Here is a 24,148-nt window from a genome sequence, read left to right on the forward strand (position 1 = left end):
TCGTGCCCGCGCCTGCCCCTGCACCTGCACCCGCGTCCGCGGCATCCGCCCCCGCATCGGCATCCGCGCCGTCGAGCGCATCGCCGGCGCCCGCCACCGCCAACCCTGTCGCATCGTCCGCGCCGTCCGGCGCGAGCGCACCGGCCGCGAACTGACCGGGCCGCCGTGTCGTCGCGCCCGGCTGCATACGGCTCGGCACGACGATACGCCCGCCTTCCGCGTTATTCACCGCAGCAGTTTCCGCCATCGGGCGGCGTGAGCGCCCTGCCTGCGGCGCTCCCGCCTTACCGCAACGTCGCGCGCAGCGTCTGCAGCTGCTCGACGGACGCCGTCACGCCGCCGCAGACGATCACCGCGATGTCCGACGCCGACGCAAGCACCGGCACCGGCCGCTCGAGCGCATCCAGCGCGGCGCCGCATGCGGGTTCGACGACGATCCGGTGTTCGTCGACGAACCGCAGCGACGCGGCCACCGCGTCCGCATCGGACACGACGACGGGATGGATCGCGTGCCGCGTCGCCCATTCGACTGCCGCATCGCATGGCCGCTTCGCGCCGAGCGACGTCGCGATGCTCGCGATTGCCGCGAGTTCGACCGGACGCCCCTGCGCGACCGAGCGCGCATAGCAGTCGGCGCCTTCCGTTTCGGCCGCGACGACCGGCACGTCGTGCCAGCCGTTGCGCGCGAGCCCTTCGAGCACGCCGCACAGCAGGCCGCCGCCGCCGACCGCGAGCACCACCGCACCGGGCTTCGGCCCGGCGGCCGCCATCTCGTCGATCATCGTCGCGTGCCCCTGCCACAGCACGGGATCGTCGAACGGATGGACGAACGCATCGTGCTCGCCGAGCGCCGATTGCGCAAACGCGTTTGCCTCGGCCCAGCTCGCGCCATGCACGACTACCTCGGCGCCTTCGACACGAATCAGCTCACGCGCGCGCGCCGAGGCGCTTTCCGGCACGACGACGCGTACCGGCACGCCGAGCACGCGGCCGCAATACGCGACCGCGATGCCCGCGTTACCGCCCGACGACGACACGAATCGCCGCGCGCCGGCCGCGTGCCGCGCTTCGCAGACGGCACCGATGCCGCGCAGCTTGAACGAGCCCGATGGCTGCAGCGCATCGAGCTTCAGCCGGATCGTCCGGCCGAGCCGGCGGGACGCGATTTGCGAGCGGATATAAGGAGTCGGGATATGTAGCGGCATCGGACAAGGCTCAGTGGAGACGGAGGAAGCGCACGCGACTCGCGAGCCAGCGCGTGCGCCCATGACGGTCATCGTACGGCAGGCCTGCCATGCTTTCCAATACCATCGAATGGTATTTGCTATGCTCCACAGGTATATCGACGAACTCGGACGAGCATCGCATGCGCCAGATCGAACTGCGTCACCTGCGCTATTTCGTGGCTGTCGCCCAGGCCGGCAGCGTGATGGCCGGCGCCCGCGCGGCCGGCATCGTCCAGCCCGCGCTGTCGCGGCAGATCCGCGAGCTTGAGGACGCGATCGGCACGCCGTTGCTGATCCGACGCGCGACGGGCGTCACGCTCACCGCGGCCGGCGCGAGCTTCCTGAAGGATGCGACCGGCCTGCTCGCAACGGTGCAGGCCAGCCGCGAACGCGCGTTGCGCAGCGCGGCCGGCCAGCTCGGCGAACTGCGGCTCGGCGCGCTGCCGAACTGCCTGCCGCTGCCGATCGTCGCAAAGGTGCTCAAGGCGTTTCGCGACGCGTGCCCGGACGTGCAGTTGTCGATCGCGCCGATGCTGTCGGCCGAACAGGCGAGCGCGCTGATGCGCGGCCAGCTCGACGCCGGGATCATGGCGTGGCGCCGCGACGAGGCGCCGCACCTGTCGGGCGTGCGGCTGCTGAGCGACCGCTTCGTGCTCGCGATGCCCGCGCCGCCGGGCGGCCGCTTCAATGCGCCGCGCACGCTGGCCGACGTCGCGGACGAACCGTTCGTCTGGTTCGACGCGCAGCGCTCGGCCGCGCACCACCGGTTCCTGATGGCGCAGTGCCAGCAGGCCGGCTTCACGCCGCGCATCGCGCAGGTCGGCAGCGACATCCCGACGCTGATCGGCCTCGTCGCGGCCGGAATGGGGTGCGCGTTCGTGCCGGAAAGCGCGTCGCCGACCTGCCCGCACACGGTCAGGCTCGTCGCGCTCGACGAGCTCGCGAGCCGCTTCGACATCGAATTCGTGTTCGATGGCGCGGCGGCGGCGCCCTCGCCGATCGTCGCGCGGTTTCTCGCGGCCGTGCGCGATGCGGCCGACGAAGCGGGTTGACCCTGCACCGGGCGCCTTGCCAGCCCGGCATCCGGTCAGGCAAGGCGATCCGCACGCCAGCCGACGCGCGACGCCCCCTCTGCTGATTCGCCGTTTTGGCGGCCTCATCGCGCTAAACAAGACGGCCGTGCCAGCGAAAAATCTTTCAAAATCCTGACAATCCGCGCCGCGGCACCGGAATTTTTAAATTGGCACCAAAAACCGCCGTTTAACGCCGCTTCGAATTGTCATGGCCCGAAATATACTGCGCCCGCATCCAACCCTCGTGCCAAAGAGAGGATGCGTTTTCGCCCCGGCCACGGTCCCCCTGTGGTCGGGGCTTTTTTCGCTTGCGCCTTGCCTGTAAAGGGTTTCCAGCCGTGGCGCGAGGTCTGTTTCACGGGATGGAAGGCGCCCGGTCGACGGGCCCTGGCTGCCCCGCCGCCCGTCACCGCACGGTTGCCGGGCAACGTGCGGCATGCAATGCCGGACGGCCCGCCCGTCCGCCGCAAACCGTCACCGAATCGCGGCGCGCGGCAGAACAATCCGATTTCCGCCTTACCCATACCTTTCACCACCGACACCGTCGTTCGCCTGCCTCGCCGGCGCAACGCCCGCGGCCTGGCGGGCACACCGCGCGCGCTCCGTATTGTTGACATGGAATCAAGATAATTTCGTTCCAATCCGGCTTTTTCCGCAAAAATAATCCAGGCACACTTCGCCCTGTCCGCAACGGCCCCGTGCCGTCACCCACGAATACAGGAGCCCATCGCGTGAACACCACGACTTCCTCTCCTTCCCGCCCCGGCGGCAGCGCCGCGCTGCCGCTGCTGGCGCTCGCCGCCGGCGCGTTCGGCATCGGCACGACCGAGTTCTCGCCGATGGGCCTGCTGCCCGTGATTGCCGACGGCGTGCACGTGTCGATTCCGCAGGCCGGCATGCTGATCAGCGCGTATGCGATCGGCGTGATGGTCGGCGCGCCGCTGATGACGCTGCTGCTCGCCCGCTGGTCGCGCCGCTCGGCGCTGATCGCGCTGATGTCGATCTTCACGATCGGCAACCTGCTGTCGGCCGTCGCGCCGGATTACACGACGCTGCTGCTCGCCCGCCTCGTGACGAGCCTCAACCACGGCGCGTTCTTCGGGCTCGGCTCGGTGGTCGCGGCCAGCCTCGTGCCGCGCGACAAGCAGGCAAGCGCCGTCGCGACGATGTTCATGGGCCTCACGATCGCGAACGTGGGCGGCGTGCCGGCCGCGACCTGGCTCGGCCAGATCATCGGCTGGCGCATGTCGTTCGCGGCGACCGCGGGCCTCGGCCTGATCGCGATCGCCGGCCTGTTCGCCGCGCTGCCGAAGGGCGAGGCCGGCAAGATGCCCGATCTGCGGGCCGAACTCTCGGTGCTGACGCGCCCGGTCGTGCTCGGTGCGCTCGCCACGACGGTGCTCGGCGCCGGCGCGATGTTCACGCTCTACACGTATGTCGCACCGACGCTCGAACACCTGACCGGCGCGACGCCCGGCTTCGTAACCGCGATGCTCGTGCTGATCGGCGTCGGCTTCTCGATCGGCAACATCGCGGGCGGCCGCCTGGCCGACCGCTCGCTCGACGGCACGCTGATCGGCTTCCTGCTGCTGCTGATCGCGACGATGGCGGCGTTCCCGCTGCTCGCCAGCACGCATGCCGGCGCGGCCGTCACGCTGCTCGTGTGGGGCGTCGCCACGTTCGCGGTCGTGCCGCCGCTGCAGATGCGCGTGATGCGCGCGGCCCACGAAGCGCCGGGCCTCGCGTCGGCCGTCAACATCGGCGCGTTCAACCTCGGCAATGCGGTGGGCGCCGCGGCCGGCGGCGCGGCAATTTCGGCCGGGTTCGGCTACGCGGCGGTGCCGCTCGTCGGCGGCCTGGTCGCCGCGGCCGGACTCGCACTCGTCCTGCTGCAGATCGCGCAGCGCCGCGCGCCGGCCGCCGCGAACTGACACGCGCGGCTCGCCCGGGCTGCCGCCCGGTTCGGCAAGGACACCTACGGCCGCGCAATGCGGCCGTTTTCATTTCCCGTCCGCCGTCCGGATTCCCGTTTTTCTCTTCACCCGGGAAAAATCCGGAATATCCGTCTCCCGACATCATTTCGACCGGATCGATTCACGAACCGGTTAAATACCTGGCATCGCCCAACCGATTCATTGCCGCTCGTTCAATTTCACCGCGCGCATGAATTATCCAATTCGAATTCGCCGCTTCGATTCACCGAACCAATCGGAAAAATCGTGCCGCACCCCACCCCGACAGGCATTCTTTTCCGCGTCGCAGCAAAATATTTCGCGTGAAATCCGGCAATTAAATCCAAATCCGCAATATTTCCCGGATTTATTCAATAAATAACCCATTCATTCGTCACGAAATACAACAACCCCAAATTTAAGATTGAAAGACTCATCGATTCGTATCAGCATTTACCGTGCTGCGGCGTGCGAAGCGCGGCATAAATCCAATGAAAAATCGACCGATGAGGGATCAGAGTGAAAGTCGCCATCGCTTCCACGACGTTGTCGCTCGCGCTGTCAATCGGCCTTTCGACACCCACCGCCGACGCGGCCGTCTATACGAACGGCACCGCGACCGCCACCTTCAACGTCACGCTGACCCTGCAGCCGAACTGCACGATCGCCGCGAACCCGCTGGCCTTCGGGACCAACGGCGTGCTGGCGACCGCGATCAACCAGCAGACGACCGTCAGCGTCACCTGTACCAACACGACGCCATACAACGTCGGCCTCGACGCCGGTTCGGTCACCGGATCGAGCGTCGCGAGCCGCCTGATGGCCGGCACGTCGACCGGCAATACGACGACGACCGTCGGCTTCCAGTTGTACCAGGACGCCGGGCGCACGACGATCTGGGGCAACACGCAGGGCACCAACACCGTGGCCGGCACCGGCACGGGCGCCGCGCAGGCGCTGACCGTCTACGGCCAGGTGCCCGCGCAGGCGACGCCGAAGCCGGACACCTATCAGACGACCGTCACCGCAACCGTCTACTTCTGACCGGCGCCGTTTCGCATGCTCGCAATACGTCGAACGCTCGCCGCGCTGCTGTGCGCGGCAGGTGCCGCGCACGCCGCGTCGCTGCAGATTTCCCCCGTCACGATCGAATTCGGTACCGACGACACGGCCACCGGCATCACGCTGCGCAATCCCGGCGAGCGGCCCGTGTACGGACAGGTACGCGTATTCCGCTGGGACCAGGCCGACGGCCAGGACACGCTGACGCCCACCGAGGATCTCGTCGCGAGCCCGCCGCTGATCGAGGTCGGCACGCAGTCCGAGCAGCTGATCCGCGTCGTGCGCGCCTCGCGCGCGCCTTCCGGCGTCGAACAGTGCTACCGGCTGCTGATCGACGAGCTTCCGCCCCCGGGCGAGGCGCCGACCAACGGTGTCTCGATCCGGCTGCGCTATTCGATTCCGGTGTTCGTCGAACCGGCAGCCCCCGGCGCGCCGCAACTCGACTGGACGCTCGCGCGCGGCAACGAAGGCTGGGTGCTGCGCGTGCGCAACGTCGGCACGCGCCGCGCGCAACTGGCGTCGGTCGAACTCGTCAACGGCGACGGTCGTGCGTACCCGCTCACGCGCGGGCTGCTCGGCTACGCGCTGGCGGGCCGCACCGGCCAGTGGAGCGCGCCGCTGCCGGCGGGTCTCGTGCCCGGCGGCAAGGTCACGGTGCGGGCGGCCGTCAATTCGCAGCCGGCCAGCGCGGTCGTCGCGGTGGAGCCGCCGGGCTAGACCGCCGGTGCGCCGCCCGGCCTCTTCCCCTTCGCCACGCGCCGGCGCACGCCCGGCCAACGGACGCGGAACGTCGCGACGCACCCGCCGCATCGTGCTCGCGGCCGTCGTGGCGAGCCGCCTGCTCGTGCTTGGCGGCGCCCGCGCGGACGAACCCGCGGCGCTCGTGATGACCGACCGCACGCACGACGTGATCCTCGAAGTCAGCGTCAACGGCGAAAATACGGCGCTGCTCGCGCACTTCCGCGAACGCGACGGCCGACTGTCGGCGAGCGGCGCCGACCTGCGCACGATCGGCTTCGCGACCGACCGCCTCGGCATCGCCGACGCGGCGACGGTCGAACTCGACACGATTGCCGGCCTGCGTTACCGCTACGACGCGGCACGCCAGAGCGTCGATCTGGAGATGGCCGACGCACTGCGCCGCCCGTACGCGGTCGACAGCCGCGCGCTGCCGCCCACGCAAGCGGCCACCGCATCGCGCGGGCTCGCGATCAACTACGAGGCATACGCGCAGACGATCGGCGACCGGCAGTTCTCGCTCTACACCGACGTGCGCTACTTCGATCCGAACGGCGTGTTCAACCACACCGGCACCGCGTCCTTCTACAACGGCCAGCGGCGCTACACGCGCTTCGATACGTACTGGAGCCATTCGGACCCGGCGCGGCCGAGCACGACGCAGATCGGCGACGCGATTTCCGGGTCGCTCGCGTGGACGCGTTCGGTCCGTCTCGGCGGCGTCCAGTGGCGCAGCAATTTCGCGCTGCGGCCCGACCTCGTGACGTTTCCGATTCCGTCGCTCGCGGGCTCGGCCGCGGTGCCGTCGGCGGTCGACCTGTACATCAACAACGTACGGCAATACACCGGCAACGTACCGAGCGGCCCGTTCATCATCCACGACGTGCCGGGCATCACCGGCGCCGGCCAGGCGACCGTCATCACGCGCGATGCGCTCGGGCGCACGGTCGCGACGTCGGTGCCGCTCTATGTCGATACGCGCATGCTGTCGGCCGGGCTGTCGAGCTATTCGTTCGAGGCCGGCTTCCTGCGCCGCAACTACGCGCTGCAGTCGTTCGACTACGACACGCGGCCGGCCGTCAGCGGCTCGATGCGGCGCGGCCTCGGCGATGCGCTGACCGTCGAAGGGCATGCGGAAGCGACCGGCGGCGTGCTCAACGCCGGCGTCGGCGCGCTGATGCGGCTCGGTTATGCCGGTGTGCTGAACGGCGCGATCGCGGGCAGCGTCGGCCGCTTTTCCGGCACGCAGGTGAGCGTCGGCTACCAGCTGATCGAGCCGCGCTTCTCGATCAACGCGCAGACGATCCGCGCGTTCGGCCGCTACGGCGACCTCGCATCGCGCGACGGCTCGCCGGTGCCGTCGGCGACCGACCAGGCGACGCTCGCGCTGCCGTTCATGCACCGCCAGACGCTGTCGCTCAGCTATATCGGCTTCCGGCTGCCGCAAGGCCCGAGCGCGCGGATCGGCACCGTGTCGTACACGCTGAGCTTCGGCGATCTCGCGTCGATGAGCGTGAGCGCCTACCGCGATTTCGCGCAGCAGGGCGCGAACGGCGCATTCGTGTCGCTGAACATCGGGCTCGGCCGCAATACGTCGATCAACGCGACCGTCGGCCGCCAGCGCGGCCAGTCGAACTACACGGTCGACGCGAGCCGTCCGCCCGACTACGACGGCGGCTGGGGCTGGGGCGTGCAGACCGGCGGGACGGGCGCCGTGCCCTACCGGCAGGCGCAGGTGCGCTATCTCGGCCGCGCGGGCGAAGTCATCGCGGCCGCGCAGGGCATCGACCGCCAGACGGGCGCATCGCTCGACGTCAGCGGCGCGCTCGTGTTGATGGACAGCAGCCTGCAGATGTCGCGCCGCATCGACGACGGCTTCGCGCTGGTGTCGACCGACGGCGTCGCCGGCATCCCGGTGCTGCATGAGAACCGCGTGATCGGCACGACCGATCGTGCCGGGCATCTGCTCGTGCCCGACCTGAACGCGTACCAGAACAACCAGGTCGCGATCGATTCGATGAAGCTGCCGGCCGACGCGCGGATCGCCCGCACGTCGATGACGGTCGTGCCGCAGGCGCGATCGGGCGTGATCGCGCATTTCGGCGTGTCGCGCTATCGCGCGGCGTCGGTGATCCTGCACGATGCCGCCGGCAAGCCGCTGCCGGCCGGCGCGCGCGTGCATCATGCCGAAAGCGGCGCGGACACGATCGTCGGCTACGACGGGCTCACGTTCATCGACGGGCTGAAGGCGGACAACCATCTCGTGATCGATGACGGCACGCGGCGTTGCGTCGCGGCATTCGCGTTCACCGCGCCCGGCAACGGCACGCTGCCGACCGTCGGGCCGCTGGTCTGCAGGGCGGCGCCATGAGGGCCGTGCTGCTGCTCGTCGTCGCGTTCGTCGCGTGGTGCGGCGTGCCGGGCCGTGCACAAGCGGAAACGTGCACGGCCACCGCGTCGACGGTCAGCTTCGGTTCGGTCAGCCCGATCACGCGCGCGTCGGTCGCCGCGACCGGCACCGTCAGCGTCACCTGCACGTGGTCGGCCGTCACGCTGACGCCGAACGTGCTCGTGTGCCTGAATCTCGGCGGCACGAGCCCGCGCAGCCTCGTGAACGGCACCAACGCGATGCAGTACGACCTCTATCTCGATGCCGCGCACTCCGTCGCGTGGGGCTCCGTCTACTCCGGCACGACGCCCGCGTCGGTCACGCTCGTCAAACCCGCGCTCGGCACGAGCGCGAGCGCCACGGTCACGGTTTACGGGCAGATCACCGCGAACCAGCCGACCGTGCCGACCGCCGGCAACAGCACGACGACCTACTCGCAGACGTTCGGCGGCAACACGACATCGATCAACGCGGGGTTCTATCTGCTCGGTGCGCCGACCTGCGCGTCGCTGACGGCATCGAACGGCACCTTTCCGTTCAGCGCAACCGCGAACGTGATCAACGACTGCAACATCAGCGCGACCAACGTGAACTTCGGCACGGCGAGCGTGCTGTCGGGCGCGCTCGCGGCGACCGGTTCGATCACCGCGCAATGCACGAACGGCGACGCGTGGAAAATCGCGCTGAACGGCGGCGGCAGCGGCAACGTGACGGCGCGCCAGATGCAGCGCAGCGGCGGCGGCGGCGCGATCAACTACGGGCTGTACACGGATGCCGCGCACTCGGTCACCTGGGGCGACGACACGGGCGGAAGCGCGACCGTCACGGGCGTCGGCACCGGCACGTCGCAGGCCGTCACCGTGTACGGCGCGGTGCCCGCGCAGACCACGCCCGCGCCCGGCAACTACAGCGACACGATCACCGCGACGATCAGCTTCTAGCGGGCTGGCGGCGCGGCGCTCAGAACATCACGGTCCACGCGGCCGGCGCGCCCGCGCCGACGCTGCGCGGCGGCGTCGTCCGCGCGCCGGCCACGCTCACGTGGCTCACCTGGAACGGCGTGCCGTGCGCGCAACTGACGCTCGGCATGTCCGCGTCCACGCCCGGTTGCACGGCCGGCGCGATCGTGCAGGTTTCGGGAATCGTCAGGCTGACCCTCAACGGGATCGATGGCTCCGCGGCACGCGCGAGCGCCGCCACGCCCGCCAGCGCGAGCACCGCATACTTGATTCGGCCGGTTGCGCTCATCGTTCGGCTCTCCTTCATGCATTGATCCAGCGTATGCGCGAATTGACGGCGCGCAAGCCGAAAACTTGAGCGCATGCCGGTGATCCGGCCCCTCCCCACGGCGCGCCGGCGTCCGCGTCAGCGCGCCTCGCCGAACCCGCCGAAGAACGCACGGGCGTTCGCGTCGAGGCTGTCGAGGTGATAGCCGCCCTCCTGCACGATCACCGTCGGCAACCCGAGCGCGCCGATCGCGCCGCCGAGCCGCCCGAACCCGTCGGTCGTGACGGCAACCTGCGATTGCGGATCGTCCTGGTAGATGTCGAAGCCGAGTGCGAGCACGAGCGCGTCGGGCTGGAATCGCGCGAGGGCGCGCAACGCGTCGTCGAGCCGCTCGAAGAATACCGATTCCGGCGCACCGTGCGGCATCGGCAGGTTGAGGTTGAAGCCGGCGCCGGCGCCCGCGCCCGTCTCTTCCTCGTAACCCGCGACGACCGGGTAGAAGTTGGTCGGATCGCCGTGGATCGACACGTACAGCACATCGTCGCGGCCGTAGAAGATCTCCTGCACGCCCTGCCCGTGATGCATGTCGGTGTCGAGGATCGCGACACGGCGATGGCGGCCCAGCAGCGCTTGCGCGGCGATCGCCGCATTGTTCAGGTAACAGAAGCCGCCGGCCGCATCGCGGCGCGCGTGGTGGCCCGGCGGGCGGCACAGCGCGTAGGCCTCGCGCGCGCCGTCGTTGACGTCGGCCGCGGCCGCGAGCGCGTCCTGCGCGGACCAGTACGCGGCGCGCCACGTGTTCGCACCGACCGGGCAACTGCCGTCGGCAAGGTAGCGCGCGGCTTTCGCGAGCACGCCGCGCAACGGGTTCGGGTCGCGCACGAACACGTTCGACATCACTTCGTCGCCCCAGTCGTCGGGCATCCGCTTCCAGTCGCGGTGCGCCTCTTCGAGAAAGCGCAGGTAGTTCATGTCGTGCACGGCCGCGATCGGCGCGGTGCCGCGGTCGGCCGGCTCGCGCACGTCGAAGTCGAGCGCGCGCATGGCCGCGACGAGCCGCGCCGCGCGTTCGGGCACTTCCTGCGGTTCGCGCATCCGGCCGCGCGACAGGTAGCTGCGCGGATGATGCAGCAGTTGTTCGGGATGGAAATAGGTTTTCATCGTTCGTCCTCGTCGAATCGCCGCGTCACGCCACGCGCGCGGCCGCCTCCGCTTCGACCGGCGCCGCGATGCCCGCGCGCGCCAGCACCGCATGGAGCAGCACGTTCGTGCCGCGCGTCACGTCGTCGGGCAATGCGTCCTCGGCCTCGTTGTGCGACAGGCCGTCGACGCACGGAATGAACACCATCGCGGTCGGGACGCGGCGCGCGAGCAGGATCGCGTCGTGGCCGGCGCCGCTGACGATCCGCTCGTTCGTATAGCCGAATGCAGCCGCCGCCTGCGCGACCAGTTCGACGCAATCGCGGTCGAACGGCGTCGCCGGACTGCGCCAGCAGGTGTCGATCGCGACCTGCACGCCGCGGGCGGCGGCGATGCGTGCACACGCATCGCGCAGGTCGCGCTCCATCGCGTCGACTTCGGCATCGTCGTGATGACGCAGGTCGACCGTGAACGTCAGGTCGCCGGCAATCGTGTTGCGCGACGCGTTGCGGATGCCGGCCTGCCCGATCGTCGCGAGCCCGCGCGGCGCGTACCCGGCGACGATCCGCTCGAGTTCGAGCGCGATCTGCGCGCTCGCGAAATACGCATCCTTGCGATACGGCATCGGTGTCGTGCCCGCATGCGCGGCCACGCCCGTCACCGTCACGTCGAGCCAGCGAATCGCCTGGCCGCCCGTGACGACGCCGATCGTCGTGCCGTTGGCCTCGAGTACGGGCCCCTGTTCGATATGGGCCTCGAAATACGCATCGACCGCGCCGCCCGCCGCGCGCGTGCCGCGATAACCGCACGCGTCGAGCGCCGCGCCGAGCGTGACGCCGTCGGCGTCCTGCTTCGCGAGCGCGTCGTCGAGCGGCAGCGCGCCCGTAAACACGGCCGAGCCGAGCATCGCCGGCGCGAAGCGCGCGCCTTCCTCGTTGGTCCAGGACACGATTTCGAGCGGCTTGTCGGTCGCGATGCCGGCGTCGTTCAGCGTGCGCACGAGTTCGAGCCCGGCGAGCACGCCGTAGACGCCGTCGAAACGACCGCCTTCCGGCTGCGTGTCGAGATGGCTGCCGATCAGCACGGGCGCGGCTTGCGCGTCGGCGCCGTCGCGCCGGGCGAACAGGTTGCCGACCGCATCGACGCGCACCGCCATCCCCGCGTCGCGGCACCATTGCGCGAACAGGTCGCGCCCGCGCCGGTCATCCTCGGTCAGCGCGAGGCGCCGCACGCCGCCGCGCGGCGTCGCGCCGACGCGCGCCATGTCGGCCAGGCTCCGCCACAAGCGGGCGCCGTCGATTTCCAGCAGGTCTTTCATGTGCACTCCGGATGAATTCGTACGTTGAGGGTCAGTGCGAACCGAGCGCTTCGGCGGCAGCCGGCCGGGCCGCACGGCGCGCGTCGAGCGCCACGATGCAGAGCAGCGAAATGCCGGCGAGACCCGTGTAGAACACCGCGAGCGGCCACCACTGGCCGGCGAAGCGATGCGCGAGCCAGGTGCCCACGAGCGGCGTCAGGCCGCCGGCAATCGCGCCGCAGATCTGGTACGCGAGCGAGATCGCCGAATAGCGCACGTGCGCGGGGAAAACGTCGCTGACGAAACCCGCGATCACCGAATAGAAGCCGGCCATGCAGACGACCGCGAGCGCGATGCCTGCGATCAGCGACGCGGACGTGCCGCCCTGCACGAGCATGAACATCGGATACGGCGACAGCATCGCGAGCAGCGCGGCGAGCTTCAGGAAGCGCGCGCCGCCGATCCGCTCGGCGGTCCAGGCGGCGACCGGCTGCGCGACGAACTGGATGATCGCGACCGCGAACAGGCTGTCGAGGATCAGCGAGCGCGATACGCCGACGTACTGGGTCGTGTACGCGATCATGAACGTGTTCGTGAAATAGACGCCCGCGATGCCGATCGTGTTCGCGCCGATGCAGAGCAGCACCAGCCCCGACGCGGAGCGGAACACTTCGGCGACCGGCAGCTTCACCGTGCGGTTGGTTTCCTTCACCCGCGCGAATTCCGGCGATTCGTTCACGCCGAGCCGGATCAGGATGCCGACCACGAGCAGCACCGAACTCGCGAGAAACGGCAGGCGCCAGCCCCACGCGAGGAAGTCGGCCTTGTCCATCGACGTGACCGCCCGGAACGCGACCAGCGACAGGATCAGCCCGGCCGGGCTGCCGAGCTGCGCGAACGACGCGAAGAACGTGCGGCGCCCCTGCGGCGCATGCTCGCCCGCCATCAGCACCGCACCGCCCCATTCGCCGCCGACCGCGATGCCCTGCACCACGCGCAGCGCGACGAGCAGCACCGGCGCGAGCATGCCGACCGTCGAATAATCGGGCAGCAGCCCGACGCACACGGTCGCGACGCCCATCATCATCAGCGTCGTCATCAGCGCCTTCTTGCGGCCAATGCGGTCGCCGAGGTGGCCGAAGATCACGCCGCCGAGCGGCCGCGCGAAGAAGCCGACCGCGAACGTCGCGAACGACGCCATCGTGCTGACGAAGCGGTCGTGCGACGGAAAATAGAGCTCGCCGAACACGAGCGCGGCGGCGGTCGCGTAGATGTAGAAGTCGTACCACTCGATCATCGTGCCGATGAACGCGGCCGTCGCGGCACGCCCCGGCTGGCGCGCGGAAGGAAGGGACTGGGTCATGCGGGCTCCTGACGCACGCCGCTGCGGGGCGACGCGCAATATCGTGGTGACAGCCGTCTCGCGCGGCCTCGCGCCGCACGCTGCGGCGCCCCTCCTTTATCGGCGACCGCAAATCATTAGTCAAATTTCAAGTTATTATTCGCTGTATAAATTCAACTAATGTCTACCCGACGCCTCGCCCGGAGACCCGATGCGCCCCGACCTTGCCCCGTTCCTGAACGACCGCCTCGACTGGAACCTGTTGCGCACCTATCTGGTGATCATGCAAGAGCGCAGCGTGAGCCGCGCGGCCGCGCGCCTGCACGTGACGCAGCCGGCCGTGAGCCAGGCGCTGCGGCGGCTCGAGGAGACGCTCGAGCGCCGGCTGATCGAGCGGCGCGGCGCGCATTTCGCGGCGACGCCGGCCGGCGAGGCCGTGTACCGGATCGCAAGCGACATCTACGGCGGCATCTCGCGCCTCGAAACCGAAATCGACGACAGCACGGCCGACCTGACCGGCTCGATCCGACTGCTGACGGTGAGCCGCATCGAGTCGCCCGTCTACGACGAATTCCTCGCGGAATTCCATCGCGCGTATCCGCGCATCGACCTGCAGATCGAGGTGATGCGCTCGTCGGACATCCTGTCGTCGCTGCTGCAGAAGACGGCCACGGCCGGGCTCGGCCTGTGCCGCACGCCGCACGACAAGCTGGAGATGCGCTGTTTCCTGCGCCAGCGTTATGCGATCTACTGCGGCCGCCATCACCGGCTGTTCGGGCAGACGCAACTGCGGATGGACGATCTGCTCGCGGAGAATTTCGTGTCGTTCACGAGCGACCAGATCGGCGACAGCCTGTCGCCGCTCACCGTGTTCCGCGACCAGAAGGGCTTCACGGGGCGCATCGTGGCATCGTCGCCGAGCCTCGAGGAAGTGCGGCGGCTGATCTTCGCGGGTTACGGGATCGGCTGCCTGCCCGAGCACATCGTGCGCGACGACATCGCACAGCAGCGGCTGTGGCGGCTGCCGCCCGATGACGGGCTCGTCGATGTCGACGTGTTCCTGCTGTGGCATCGCGACCGCAAGATGAACGCGGCCGAGCAGGCGTTTCTCGACGCGATGGAGCGCTGCATGCAGCGCTATTCGCTCGCGGAGCGGCTGGGGAAGTGACGGTGCGCCTGCGCGCGGAGAACACGCCGGGCGCAGGCGGCCCGGCGCGTCGCACGCATCAGAAACGATGCACGATGCCGAGTTGCACGCCGCGCGCATTCGCGCCCGGGTAGGCGAGCGGCAGGCCGGGGTTCGCCGCGCCGGCCAGCGTGTAGCCGGCCTGGTTGCGGTTGCGCAGGTACGACAGCGCGCCGTAGAAGCTCGTGCGCTTCGACAGGTCGTACTCGTACATCAGCCCCAGCTGGTCCGCATTGTTGCCCTGCGACGACTGGTCATGCAGGTACGCGTAGCCGAGCGCGACATAGTTCGCCGGGTTGAACTGGTATTTGACCGACAGCCCGTACACGCGCGAATCGATCCCGAGGTCGGCCCACTTCACCGCGGAGAAACCGCCGTACACGGTTGCCTTGCCGATCTCGTACGAGGCGCCGGCCATGATCGTGCGATCGGTCGTGGTCGCCGTCGCGTTCTTCAGCCACTGGCCCGCGACGAACGCGCCGAACGGCCCGTGTTCGTAGGTCAGGTCGAACTGCTGGCTGGAACCGGCCGAGCGCACGCCGCCCGCGTCGCCGAAGCCGAAATACAGCCCGCCCCGGAAGCCCGCGATCTCCGGACTCTGGTACGACAGCGTGTTGCTGGTGCGGAACGCGAACACGGTCAGGTTGTCCATGCCGGATGCCTGCGTGACGCCGCCGAACGCGTCCTGCCCGCCCTGGTCGTTGAACAGCGGCGAATTCTGCCGGCCCGCGCGCAGCTTCCCCCACGCCCCCGCGACGCCGACCCACGCCTGCCGGTTGAACATGCTGCCGGCACTCGCCAGCGAACCGTCGTTCGGATTGAAGCCGTTTTCCAGCGCGAACTCGATCTTCTGCCCGCCGCCGATATCCTCGCCGCCCTTCAAGCCGAACCGGCTGCCCCACTGGCCACCCGAGTTGATCGCCGCCGTATAGCCGTTGCCCGTATTCACGTACTGCGCGAACTCGTCGATCACGCCGTACAACGTGACGCCGTCCTGCGCGAGCACGGTACCCGATGCGGCGAGGCATGCGACCGTGACCGTCGCGCGAAGACCGGCGTGCACCGTCCGCGCCCGGCAATCGCTGCCGTACGCTTCAATATATTTAGTCATACTATTTAAATAAGCAGAGAAGGAAACGACACCGGGCGCGACAGTCACGCGGCACCGGTATCGCGGGAATGGGAATTGATCGGGTAGGTCCGGCGCGGACCGCACCCGGCTCGACGCTCAGGCCGGCAACGAGCCGGCCCGATGCGCGGGATGCGCCGTCAGTGGTGAACTTCGCCGCGTTCGAGCGGCAGGATCAGGCGCTCGGGAATGCTGCGACGCGATGCACGCGCGCCGATGTAATACAGCACGGCCGGCACGATCAGCCCGAGAATCCACGAGATGTCGGTGCCGCCGAGCGCATCGACGAGCGGCCCCGTGTAGATGTGCGTCGACATGAACGGCAGTTGCACGAGGATACCGACCACGTAGATCGTGATGGCCATCCCGTTCCAGCGTCCGTAGCGGCCGTCCGGATCGGACAGCGCCGGCACGTCGTAGCGCGAGCGCGTGAAGCAGTAGTAGTCGACGAGGTTGATCGCGCTCCACGGCGTGAAGAACGCGAGCAGGAACAGGATGAACGCGGTGAATTCCTTCAGGAACGAATGACGGCCGGCGAGCGCGATCAGCGTCGACACGCAGATCATCCCGACGATGTACACGAGGCGGCTCTTCGACGACACCGCGCCCTTGCCGCGAAAGCCGCTGACGATCGTCGCCATCGACATGAAGCTGCCGTACGCGTTGAGCGCCGTCACCGTCACCTTGCCGAACGCGATGCTGAAGTACAGCAGCGCCGCAACGGCGCCCGTCGAGCCGAGCCCGACGATATACGACACTTCGTGATGCGCGAACTGGCTGCCGGCCAGCGCGGCCGCGAAGACGCCGAACACCATCGCCGCCTGCGCGCCGATCACCGAGCCGAGGCCGACCGCGAGGAACGTCGCGACCGACGACGTCGAGCGCGGCAGGTAGCGCGAGTAATCGGCGACGTACGGGCCGAACGCGATCTGCCACGACGCGGACAGCGACATCGACAGCAGGAAGCTCGCGAGCGAGAAATGACGGTTCGCGAGCAGCGCGCCGACGTCGTGGTTCGCGAACAGCTGCGCGAACATGTAGACGAACGCGACGATGCCGACCACGCTCGCGATCCGGCCGACGAAGTGGATCGCGCGGTAGCCGAATACGGTCAGCACGACGATCACGGCCGCGAACAGCAGGATGCCGGCGGCGTCATCGACGTGCAGCAACTGCGCGACGGCCTGCCCGGCCAGCACCGAGCCGCTCGCGGAAAAGCCGGTATACATCAGGCACACGAGCACGATCGGGATCATCGCGCCGTACACGCCGAACTGCACGCGGCTCGAGATCATCTGCGGCAGCCCGAGCTGCGGCCCCTGCGCGCCGTGCAGCGCCATCACGGCGCCGCCGACGAGCTGGCCGAGCAGCAGCGCGACCAGCGACCAGAACACGTCGCCGCCGAGCACGACCGCGAGCGCGCCCGTGACGATGGCCGTGATCTGCATGTTCGCCGACAGCCACAGCGTGAACTGGCTCAGCAGCCCGCCGTGGCGCTCGGCGTCGGGAATGAAGTCGATCGAGCGGACCTCGATCAGTCCGCCGGCCTTTCCACTCGAATTCGTTGACACGGGTCAATCTCCCCAATACTCAGGACCACACATGGTTTGAACGGGACAGGATGCAGCGAGCCGCCCTTTCGGCTCTGCGGATGCGGGGCGCCGTGGATCGCCGGCATGCGCCACGCACGCATGGTCTGCACGCTGGCGCGCAAGCGGCACGACGTGTGCCGACATTGCCAGCGGATGATCTTGTATATACAACTTGTGAGATATCGGTGATTACCCGGTATCGACCGATTTTCGAAATCGTCCGAACAATCGGTGCGGGGTCGGGCAATTTCGCCGCAAGCCGGACGTCGGAAAAATGAAAGGTCAGGCGCCGGCCGGCGGTGCCGGATCGGGCTCGGCCGTCATGCCGCCTGCGGGGAACAGGTTCAGCATGCGCCGCGCCGCTTCGATGTCGCGCGTGTGCAGCCACTCGTCGTAATCCTCGCTGCGCAGGATCACGACACCGCGCTTCTCGTCGGCGGGCCGATGCATTCGCGCGAACAGCGGATGATCGTCGGCGTTCACGGTGAGCATCGTCATGCCGATGCGGACGCGTCCGCCGCTGTCTTCATGGCGACGCCAGAGACCGGCGACGCAATACGGCTGCCAGCCGTCGACGCCGATCCGGTGCCACACGTTGCGGCCGGTCTCGTAACACGGCTCGCAGATCCAGCGCACCGGAATCAGGCAGCGCTGGCCGTTGCGCCAGGCGTTCCCGTAGAGACGCGATGCGCCGACCGTTTCCGTGCGCGCGTTCACCGTATCGAGCTTCCTTCTTTTCCGGCCGTGCTCGTCGAGCCGCTCGGGCTGCATGAACTTCGGCCAGAAGCCGAACACGGCCGCCACGACCGCAAGGCCGTCGCCGTCGGCGCATGCGACGGGCGCCGCGTAGTCGGGATACACGTCGGGTGCCCACGGGTCGCGGCGATACAGGTCGCCGATGCCGATCTTCAGTTCGCTGATGCCGGGGTCTTCGCCGGGAGCGCGGTAGTGAGTGCACACGGTTCGTGCCGACCATGGAGGCAATGCTTCCATCGTAGATCAGCGCGCATGCGGCAATGGCGTTATTGCTTGGTATGACGAAACAGTTTTACGGATCGCCGGAGTATCGAGATCCGGGCAGCGCATGCGGTCAGGCGCCCCGCCTCACCTGAAGCGTCAGGATTTCATCGCCGGCTTCATCGAGCCTGCCGGTCGGCGTCCAGCCGAGATGTCGATAGAAACCGTGCGAGCGCGATGCGGGATCGGTCGAGCAGCCGAGAAACAGCGACGTGAAGCCGTTCGCCGCGAAATCGTCGATCACGCGCCGCAGCAGCCGCTTGCCGATCCCCGCCCCTTCGTACTCGGGCAGGATCGCGAGCACGACGATCTCGCCCGAAGCGGTAGCGCCGAAGCAGTAGCCGACCATGCGTCCGTTCGTGCAGCAGACATGGCCCGCGAACCGGCCGTCCCGGATCCCGTCGCCCCAGCTTTCGACGGTGATGCCGAGGTCGCGCAACTGCGTTTCGGTGAACGCGTTCTCGCGTGTCTTGCCGCGCAGTGCGATGCACGCGGCCGCGTCGCCGGGCACGGCCTTGCGCCAGGTGAGTTCATCCATCGATCGATGTTTCCTTGGTGTGCCGCCGGCGCGACGCATACAGGCAGATCAGTTCCAGCGCGATCGTCGCGCCGGCCAACGACGTGATTTCAGCATGATCATACGGCGGCGACACCTCGACCACGTCCATGCCGACCAGGTTGATGCCGTCGAGGTGACGCAGGATCTCGAACGCCTGGTGGCTCGACAATCCGCCCGACACCGGCGTACCGGTGCCGGGCGCGAACGCCGGGTCGAGACAGTCGATGTCGAACGTCAGGTACACCGGATGATCGCCGACCCGCTCGCGAATCCGCGCGGCGACCGCGGCCGGCGTCGACGCATGCACGCGGCGCGCATCCTGGATGTCGAATCCCATCGGCTCGTCGTTGGTGGTCCGGATGCCGATCTGCGCCGATCGCGCGGGCACGACCCACCCTTCCCGCGCCGCGTGATGGAACATCGTCCCGTGATCGATGCGCTTCACGTCGCGGTCGGGCCAGGTGTCGGTGTGCGCATCGAAATGCACGAGCGACAGCGGGCCGTGCACCTTCGCATGCGCCTTCAGCAGCGGATACGTGATGAAGTGATCGCCGCCGAGCGTCAGCATCGCGCAGCCGCGCGCGAGGATCGCATCGGCATGCCGCTCGATCGCACCCGGTACCGATTCCGGCTGCCCGAGATCGAACGCGCAATCGCCGTAGTCGACCGCGGCCAGCACGTCGAACGGATCGAACGACCACGGCCACGGGCGCTCCCACGCGAGGCCCGTCGACGCGATCCGCAACCCGCGCGGGCCGAAGCGCGTGCCGGGCCGGTGCGACGCGGCGGCGTCGAACGGCACGCCGGTGATCGCGAGATCGACGCCGTCGAGATCGCGGCTGAAACGCCGCCGCATGAAGCTCGTCGCGCCCGCAAACGTCGGTTCGGCCTGGGTGCCGTGGAGGCTGTCGCGCGTAAACGCGAAATCGTTCTGGCTCATCGTCGGATTCCTGTCTGAAGGGGACACGGCCGCGCGGCTGGCGACCTCGTGCCCGATTCTGCCGCCACGGCATCCAACGAAAAATATGAACTAACATAAGCCGACTTCACGAAATGCGATGTATTGCCATGCTGACCCGGCTCCGAGACATGGATTTGCAGTTGCTGCGGCTGTTCCTGACGATCGCCGAGTGCGGCGGCTTCAGCGCCGCGCAGGGCACGCTCGGCATGGCGCCTTCGACCATCAGCACGCAGATGGCCAAGCTCGAGACGCGCCTCGGGTTCCGGCTGTGCGATCGCGGCAAGCGCGGCTTCCGGCTGACGCCGAAAGGCGAGCGCGTGCTGCAGTCGACGCGGCGGCTCCTGCAGGCGATGGACGTGTTCACGCGCGACACGCAGCACGTGTCGGGCACGTTGCTCGGCGAGCTGCGCGTGGGTTTGTCCGAACGGCTCGCGCCGGACATCGTCGAATCGATTGCGGCGGCCGTCGGCCGTTTTCGCGAACAGGCGCCGGACGTGCTGATCGAGATGCTCGCGGTTCCGCCCGACGAACTGGAGCGCAGGCTGCTGAAAGGCGAACTGCAGCTCGCGATCGGCTATTTTTCCGGCCATCAGGCCGGCCTGCACTACGCGCCGCTGTTCGTCGAACACCAGTCGCTGCATTGCGGCGCACGCCATCCGCTGTTTGCGAAAAAAAGCGTGTCGGCGAGCGACATCGCGCGCGCGAGCAACGTCGCGCGGCTCTACAAGACGAACACGTCGGGTGCGGCGCTGCGCAACGCGCAGCCGACCGCGTTCTCCGAAAACGTCGACGCCGACGTGATCTTCATCCTGTCCGGCGCGCATGTCGGGTTCCTGCCCGACCACGTCGCGGCGCCGTGGATCGCCGCCGGGAAGATGCGCCGGCTGCTTGCCAGCAAGCTGAGCCACACGGTCGAATTCCAGCTCGCGACGCCGCGAAACCGCGACGGCAGCGACGCGATGGACGCGTTCACCGCGGCGCTCGCCGAACAGTTCGGCGGGCTCGATGACTGGTCGGGCCGGTAACCGGTTACGCGAGGCAGCCCGCCGCGCGTCAGACGAGCCGGTCCGATGCGACGACGTGCACGCCCGGCCGCGCGTCGATCGCGGCATCGACCAGCGCCCGCGCGATCCGCGACGCCGGATTCACGCGCCACTTCGCCGGCAGCACCGGCCCGACCGCGTTCAACGCGAACACGAACAGCCGCTCGCCGAACCTGAATTCGTCACGACTGCCGCCGATCAGGCCCGGCCGCACATAGGTGAGCGACGCAAAGCCGACGCCGGCCAGCGCCTGCTCGACCTCGCCCTTCACGCGGTTGTAGAAGATGCGCGACGCGGCATCCGCGCCGAGTGCGGAATTCAGCACGTAGGTCGGCGTGCCGTGCCGGTGCGCGTGCCGCGCGACGGCCAGCGGATAATCGTGATCGACGCGCCGGAAGGCCGCCTGCGAGCCGGCGGCCCGCATCGTCGTGCCGAGCGTGCAAATGACCGCATCGGCCTGCCACCAGTCGGCCGTGTCGGGCAACTGTTCGAAATCGACCTCCAGCGCGCGCATCTTCGGATGCGGGGACAGCGGCCGGCGCGCGAGGACGATGACCTGATCGACCCGCGAATCGGCAAGCGCGACTTCGAGGACGTGGCGCCCGACGAGTCCGGTCGCGCCGACGAGCAGCAGTTTCATGTCCGGTTCTTCCGTGTGAAGCCTGCGTTGGCGGGCCCGATGCGGCCCGGTTTCCGGCTATCGACATGATCCCCGGCCGGCCGCTCGCGCACAACCCGTCCGTTGTCTCCAAAAATTACCGATCGGGCGTCTTCCCTGTCCTGTCGCGCGCCACGACGCGGCCGACGCCGGCCCGATCGACAGCCGGCCTTCGGCGATCAGCGCCGGCGCGGAAGCCGGCATCGATGCATTCCGCATACCGACTGGATGCACACGACGCAAGCGTGAAAAAGCACGAACCGCCGATGCGCGCAAGGCATACCGGCGGTTCCGTTTCAGGCGGCCCGCCTATCAGACATGCAACGCGTGCCCGAGCGCGCGCAATGCGGCCTCCTGCAGCGCCTCACCCAGCGTCGGATGCGCATGGATCGTGCCGCCGATATCCTCCAGCCGCGCGCCCATCTCCAGCGACTGCGAGAACGCCGCGGCCAGTTCCGACACGCCGCGTCCGACGGCCTGCCAGCCGACGATCAGGTGATTGTCGCGTCGCGCGACGACGCGCACGAAGCCGTCGGTCGCCTGCAGCGTCATCGCGCGCCCGTTCGCCGCGAACGGGAACGATGCGCTCACGCAATCGACGCCGGCCGCATGCGCATCGTCCGGCGACCAGCCGGCCGTCACGATCTCGGGATCGGTGAAGCACACGGCCGGAATCGACGCCGGCACGAACTGGCGGCGCCGGCCGGCAATCAGCTCGGCCACCATCTCGCCTTGCGCCATCGCGCGATGCGCGAGCATCGGCTCGCCCGCGACGTCGCCGATCGCCCACACGTTGCGCATCGACGTCCGGCACGTGTCGTCGATCCGCAGCGCGCGGCCGTTGCGATCGAGCTGCAGCGTCTCCAGCCCGAATCCGTCGACGCGCGGCCGGCGGCCGACGGCCACCAGCACGCGATCGGCCGGCAGCGTCTGCTCGGCGCCGTCGGCGGCCTGCACGCGCACCGCGCCGTGCTCCGCCAGCCCGAGCACCTGGTGGCCAAGCCACAGCCGGACGCCGAGCCGTGCGAGCGAATCGGCAACCGGCCGCCCGAGTTCCGCATCGTATGCAGGCAGCACGCGCTCGGCCGCCTCGACGACGCTGACGTCGACACCGAGCTTGCGATAGACGGTCCCGAGTTCGAGCCCGATGTACCCGGCGCCGACGACGACCAGCCGCTTCGGCAACGTCGCGGGCGACAGCGCCTCGGTCGACGACACGACGTGCCCGCCGAACGGCATCGTCGGCAGCTCGACCGGCTCGGAACCCGTCGCGAGCAACAGGTGTTCGCAACCGATCCGCACCGAATGATTGCCGGTGACGACGTCGACGGTCTTGCCGTCGATCACGTGGGCGTCGCCGTGCAGCACGCGCACGCCGTTTTTCTTGAGCAGCGCGCCGACGCCGCGCGTCAGCCGGTCGACGATGCCGTCCTTCCACGCGACGCTTTTCGCGATGTCGAGCTCGGGCGTGCGCACGCGGATCCCGAGCGCGCCTTCGCCCGCCTGGCCGCACGCCTGTTCGAACGCATCGGCCACGTGGATCAGCGCCTTCGACGGAATGCAGCCGATGTTCAGGCACGTACCGCCGAGCCGGTCGCGCTCGACCAGCACGGTCGGAATGCCGAGCTGGCCGGCGCGGATCGCGGCGACGTAGCCGCCCGGGCCGCCGCCGACGACGAGCAGTGTGGTGTGTTCGTTCTTCATCGCGCTCACTCCACGAACAGCAGTGCCGGGCGTTCGAGCACCGCGCGCACGGCCTGGATGAATTCGGCCGCATCCGCGCCGTCGACGACGCGATGATCGAACGACGACGACAGGTTCATCAGCTTGCGCGCGACGACCGCCCCGTCGCGGATCATCGGCCGCTCGACGATCCGGTTCACGCCGACGATGCCGACTTCCGGGTGATTGATCACCGGGGTCGACACGATGCCGCCGAGCGCGCCGAGGCTCGAAATCGTGATCGTCGACCCGCTCAACTCGTCGCGCTGCGCGCGGTTCGCGCGCACGGCATCGGCGAGCCGCGCGATTTCCGCCGAGATCGACCACACGTCGCGCGCTTCGGCATGGCGCAGCACGGGCACCGTGAGGCCGCCGTCCGTCTGCGTCGCGACCCCCATGTGCACCGCGCCGTAACGCGTGACGACGCCTGCTTCGTCGTCGAAACGCGCGTTGATCTGCGGGAAATCGCACAGTGCGATCACCATCGCGCGGATCAGCAGCGGCAGCGGCGTGAGCTTGCCGCGCGTGTCGCCGTAGCGTCGGTTCAGTTCCGTGCGCAACGACTCGAGCTCGGTGACGTCGATTTCCTCGACGTAGCTGAAGTGCGGGATGCGGCGTTTCGCTTCCTGCATCTTGCGCGCGATCGCGCGGCGCAAGCCGATCACCGGCACCTCGGTCTCGTCGTTGCGTTCGTCGTAGCCGTGCGCGTGCGCCGGCAACGACCGCGTCGACCGCATCGGTTGCGCCGGCATCGGGCGTGAAGACCGCGCTCAACCCGGCAGCGGCATGGCCGTTCCCGACCGGCAGCCGTCCGTAATCGCGGCTGACCAGCACC

Annotated in this window: 21 protein-coding genes and 2 pseudogenes; 9 read left to right on the plus strand and 14 right to left on the minus strand. The window is 68.8% G+C overall.

Annotation, left to right across the window (positions count from 1 at the left end):
- Both G3N62_RS25425 and G3N62_RS25430 read right to left on the minus strand, forming a co-directional pair.
- The coding region (locus tag G3N62_RS25425) for a hypothetical protein (protein ID WP_206141334.1) at positions 1-229 on the minus strand (229 nt) is incomplete at its 3' end.
- 55 nt (positions 230-284) lie between these two features.
- Positions 285-1,205 (minus strand): pyridoxal-phosphate dependent enzyme, encoded by a 921-nt coding sequence (locus G3N62_RS25430; RefSeq protein ID WP_124670415.1) that lies wholly within the window; start codon positions 1,203-1,205, stop codon positions 285-287.
- Between the two features lie 161 nt (positions 1,206-1,366).
- On the opposite strand from G3N62_RS25430, the gene G3N62_RS25435 reads away from it, so the two are divergent.
- The 6 genes from G3N62_RS25435 to G3N62_RS25460 all read left to right on the plus strand — a co-directional run bounded on the left by G3N62_RS25435 (position 1,367) and on the right by G3N62_RS25460 (position 9,381).
- Entirely contained in the window at positions 1,367-2,278 is a 912-nt protein-coding gene (locus tag G3N62_RS25435; protein WP_069705419.1) for a LysR family transcriptional regulator, read from the plus strand.
- Positions 2,279-3,030: 752 nt separating this feature from the next.
- Positions 3,031-4,230 carry an MFS transporter gene (locus G3N62_RS25440; protein ID WP_124670416.1) on the plus strand — a complete coding sequence of 400 codons (1,200 nt, stop codon included), beginning with the start codon at positions 3,031-3,033 and terminating at the stop codon, positions 4,228-4,230.
- A 567-nt stretch (positions 4,231-4,797) separates the two neighbouring features.
- Positions 4,798-5,295, plus strand: a complete 498-nt coding sequence (locus G3N62_RS25445; protein WP_049034614.1) for a spore coat U domain-containing protein — start codon at positions 4,798-4,800, stop codon at positions 5,293-5,295.
- Between the two features lie 15 nt (positions 5,296-5,310).
- Positions 5,311-6,030 (plus strand): molecular chaperone, encoded by a 720-nt coding sequence (locus G3N62_RS25450; protein WP_034186618.1) that lies wholly within the window; start codon positions 5,311-5,313, stop codon positions 6,028-6,030.
- Between the two features lie 94 nt (positions 6,031-6,124).
- On the plus strand, positions 6,125-8,422 hold the full coding sequence (locus G3N62_RS25455; RefSeq protein ID WP_260449359.1) for a fimbria/pilus outer membrane usher protein: 2,298 nt from the start codon (positions 6,125-6,127) through the stop codon (positions 8,420-8,422).
- Entirely contained in the window at positions 8,419-9,381 is a 963-nt protein-coding gene (locus tag G3N62_RS25460; protein WP_124670418.1) for a spore coat U domain-containing protein, read from the plus strand. The genes G3N62_RS25455 and G3N62_RS25460 overlap by 4 nt, the downstream gene beginning before the upstream one ends.
- 19 nt (positions 9,382-9,400) lie before the next feature.
- On the opposite strand, the gene G3N62_RS25465 is transcribed toward G3N62_RS25460, so the two are convergent.
- The 4 genes from G3N62_RS25465 to G3N62_RS25480 form a co-directional block, all read right to left on the minus strand.
- On the minus strand, positions 9,401-9,688 hold the full coding sequence (locus G3N62_RS25465; RefSeq protein WP_049028455.1) for a hypothetical protein: 288 nt from the start codon (positions 9,686-9,688) through the stop codon (positions 9,401-9,403).
- A gap of 117 nt (positions 9,689-9,805) precedes the next feature.
- The gene (locus tag G3N62_RS25470; protein WP_124670419.1) at positions 9,806-10,828 is read right to left on the minus strand and encodes a histone deacetylase family protein; all 1,023 of its coding nucleotides are present in this window, start codon (positions 10,826-10,828) and stop codon (positions 9,806-9,808) included.
- Positions 10,829-10,853: 25 nt separating this feature from the next.
- On the minus strand, positions 10,854-12,125 hold the full coding sequence (locus G3N62_RS25475) for a Zn-dependent hydrolase (protein ID WP_124670420.1): 1,272 nt from the start codon (positions 12,123-12,125) through the stop codon (positions 10,854-10,856).
- Positions 12,126-12,156: 31 nt separating this feature from the next.
- Complete coding sequence (locus G3N62_RS25480) at positions 12,157-13,467, minus strand: MFS transporter (protein ID WP_034186612.1); 1,311 nt, start codon at positions 13,465-13,467, stop codon at positions 12,157-12,159.
- Positions 13,468-13,657: 190 nt separating this feature from the next.
- Here G3N62_RS25480 and G3N62_RS25485 point away from each other — a divergent pair, with 190 nt between their 5' ends.
- Positions 13,658-14,614 (plus strand): LysR family transcriptional regulator, encoded by a 957-nt coding sequence (locus G3N62_RS25485; protein ID WP_034186611.1) that lies wholly within the window; start codon positions 13,658-13,660, stop codon positions 14,612-14,614.
- A 58-nt stretch (positions 14,615-14,672) separates the two neighbouring features.
- On the opposite strand, the gene G3N62_RS25490 is transcribed toward G3N62_RS25485, so the two are convergent.
- The 5 genes from G3N62_RS25490 to speB all read right to left on the minus strand — a co-directional run bounded on the left by G3N62_RS25490 (position 14,673) and on the right by speB (position 19,869).
- Positions 14,673-15,743, minus strand: coding sequence for a porin (locus G3N62_RS25490; RefSeq protein WP_124670421.1), 1,071 nt, complete (start codon positions 15,741-15,743; stop codon positions 14,673-14,675).
- Between the two features lie 158 nt (positions 15,744-15,901).
- A complete protein-coding gene (locus G3N62_RS25495; protein ID WP_124670422.1) occupies positions 15,902-17,332 on the minus strand; it encodes a cytosine permease in 1,431 nt (476 codons plus the stop codon).
- A gap of 303 nt (positions 17,333-17,635) precedes the next feature.
- Complete coding sequence (locus tag G3N62_RS25500) at positions 17,636-18,313, minus strand: SOS response-associated peptidase family protein (RefSeq protein WP_034186608.1); 678 nt, start codon at positions 18,311-18,313, stop codon at positions 17,636-17,638.
- Positions 18,314-18,443: 130 nt separating this feature from the next.
- Positions 18,444-18,908 carry a GNAT family N-acetyltransferase gene (locus G3N62_RS25505; protein ID WP_124670423.1) on the minus strand — a complete coding sequence of 155 codons (465 nt, stop codon included), beginning with the start codon at positions 18,906-18,908 and terminating at the stop codon, positions 18,444-18,446.
- Entirely contained in the window at positions 18,901-19,869 is a 969-nt protein-coding gene (gene speB / locus G3N62_RS25510) for an agmatinase (protein ID WP_124670424.1), read from the minus strand. Before speB ends, G3N62_RS25505 begins: the two co-directional genes overlap by 8 nt.
- A gap of 128 nt (positions 19,870-19,997) precedes the next feature.
- On the opposite strand from speB, the gene G3N62_RS25515 reads away from it, so the two are divergent.
- A complete protein-coding gene (locus G3N62_RS25515) occupies positions 19,998-20,915 on the plus strand; it encodes a LysR family transcriptional regulator (RefSeq protein ID WP_059560589.1) in 918 nt (305 codons plus the stop codon).
- Positions 20,916-20,943: 28 nt separating this feature from the next.
- Here the strand turns inward: G3N62_RS25515 and G3N62_RS25520 are convergent, their stop codons facing one another.
- The 3 genes and pseudogenes from G3N62_RS25520 to G3N62_RS25530 all read right to left on the minus strand — a co-directional run.
- A complete protein-coding gene (locus G3N62_RS25520; RefSeq protein ID WP_124670425.1) occupies positions 20,944-21,573 on the minus strand; it encodes an NAD(P)H-binding protein in 630 nt (209 codons plus the stop codon).
- Positions 21,574-21,903: 330 nt separating this feature from the next.
- The gene (gene lpdA, locus G3N62_RS25525) at positions 21,904-23,295 is read right to left on the minus strand and encodes a dihydrolipoyl dehydrogenase (RefSeq protein ID WP_034186603.1); all 1,392 of its coding nucleotides are present in this window, start codon (positions 23,293-23,295) and stop codon (positions 21,904-21,906) included.
- A gap of 5 nt (positions 23,296-23,300) precedes the next feature.
- Positions 23,301-24,014, minus strand: a pseudogene (locus G3N62_RS25530) (dihydrolipoamide acetyltransferase family protein); the annotation flags it as partial.
- Between G3N62_RS25530 and G3N62_RS36085 the strand changes: the two are divergent.
- Positions 23,960-24,130, plus strand: a pseudogene (locus tag G3N62_RS36085) (histone H1); the annotation flags it as partial. The pseudogenes G3N62_RS25530 and G3N62_RS36085 overlap by 55 nt on opposite strands.
- Positions 24,131-24,148 lie beyond the last annotated feature (18 nt).

This window comes from Burkholderia sp. Tr-20355 (assembly GCF_017104685.1).
GTDB lineage: Bacteria > Pseudomonadota > Gammaproteobacteria > Burkholderiales > Burkholderiaceae > Burkholderia > Burkholderia seminalis.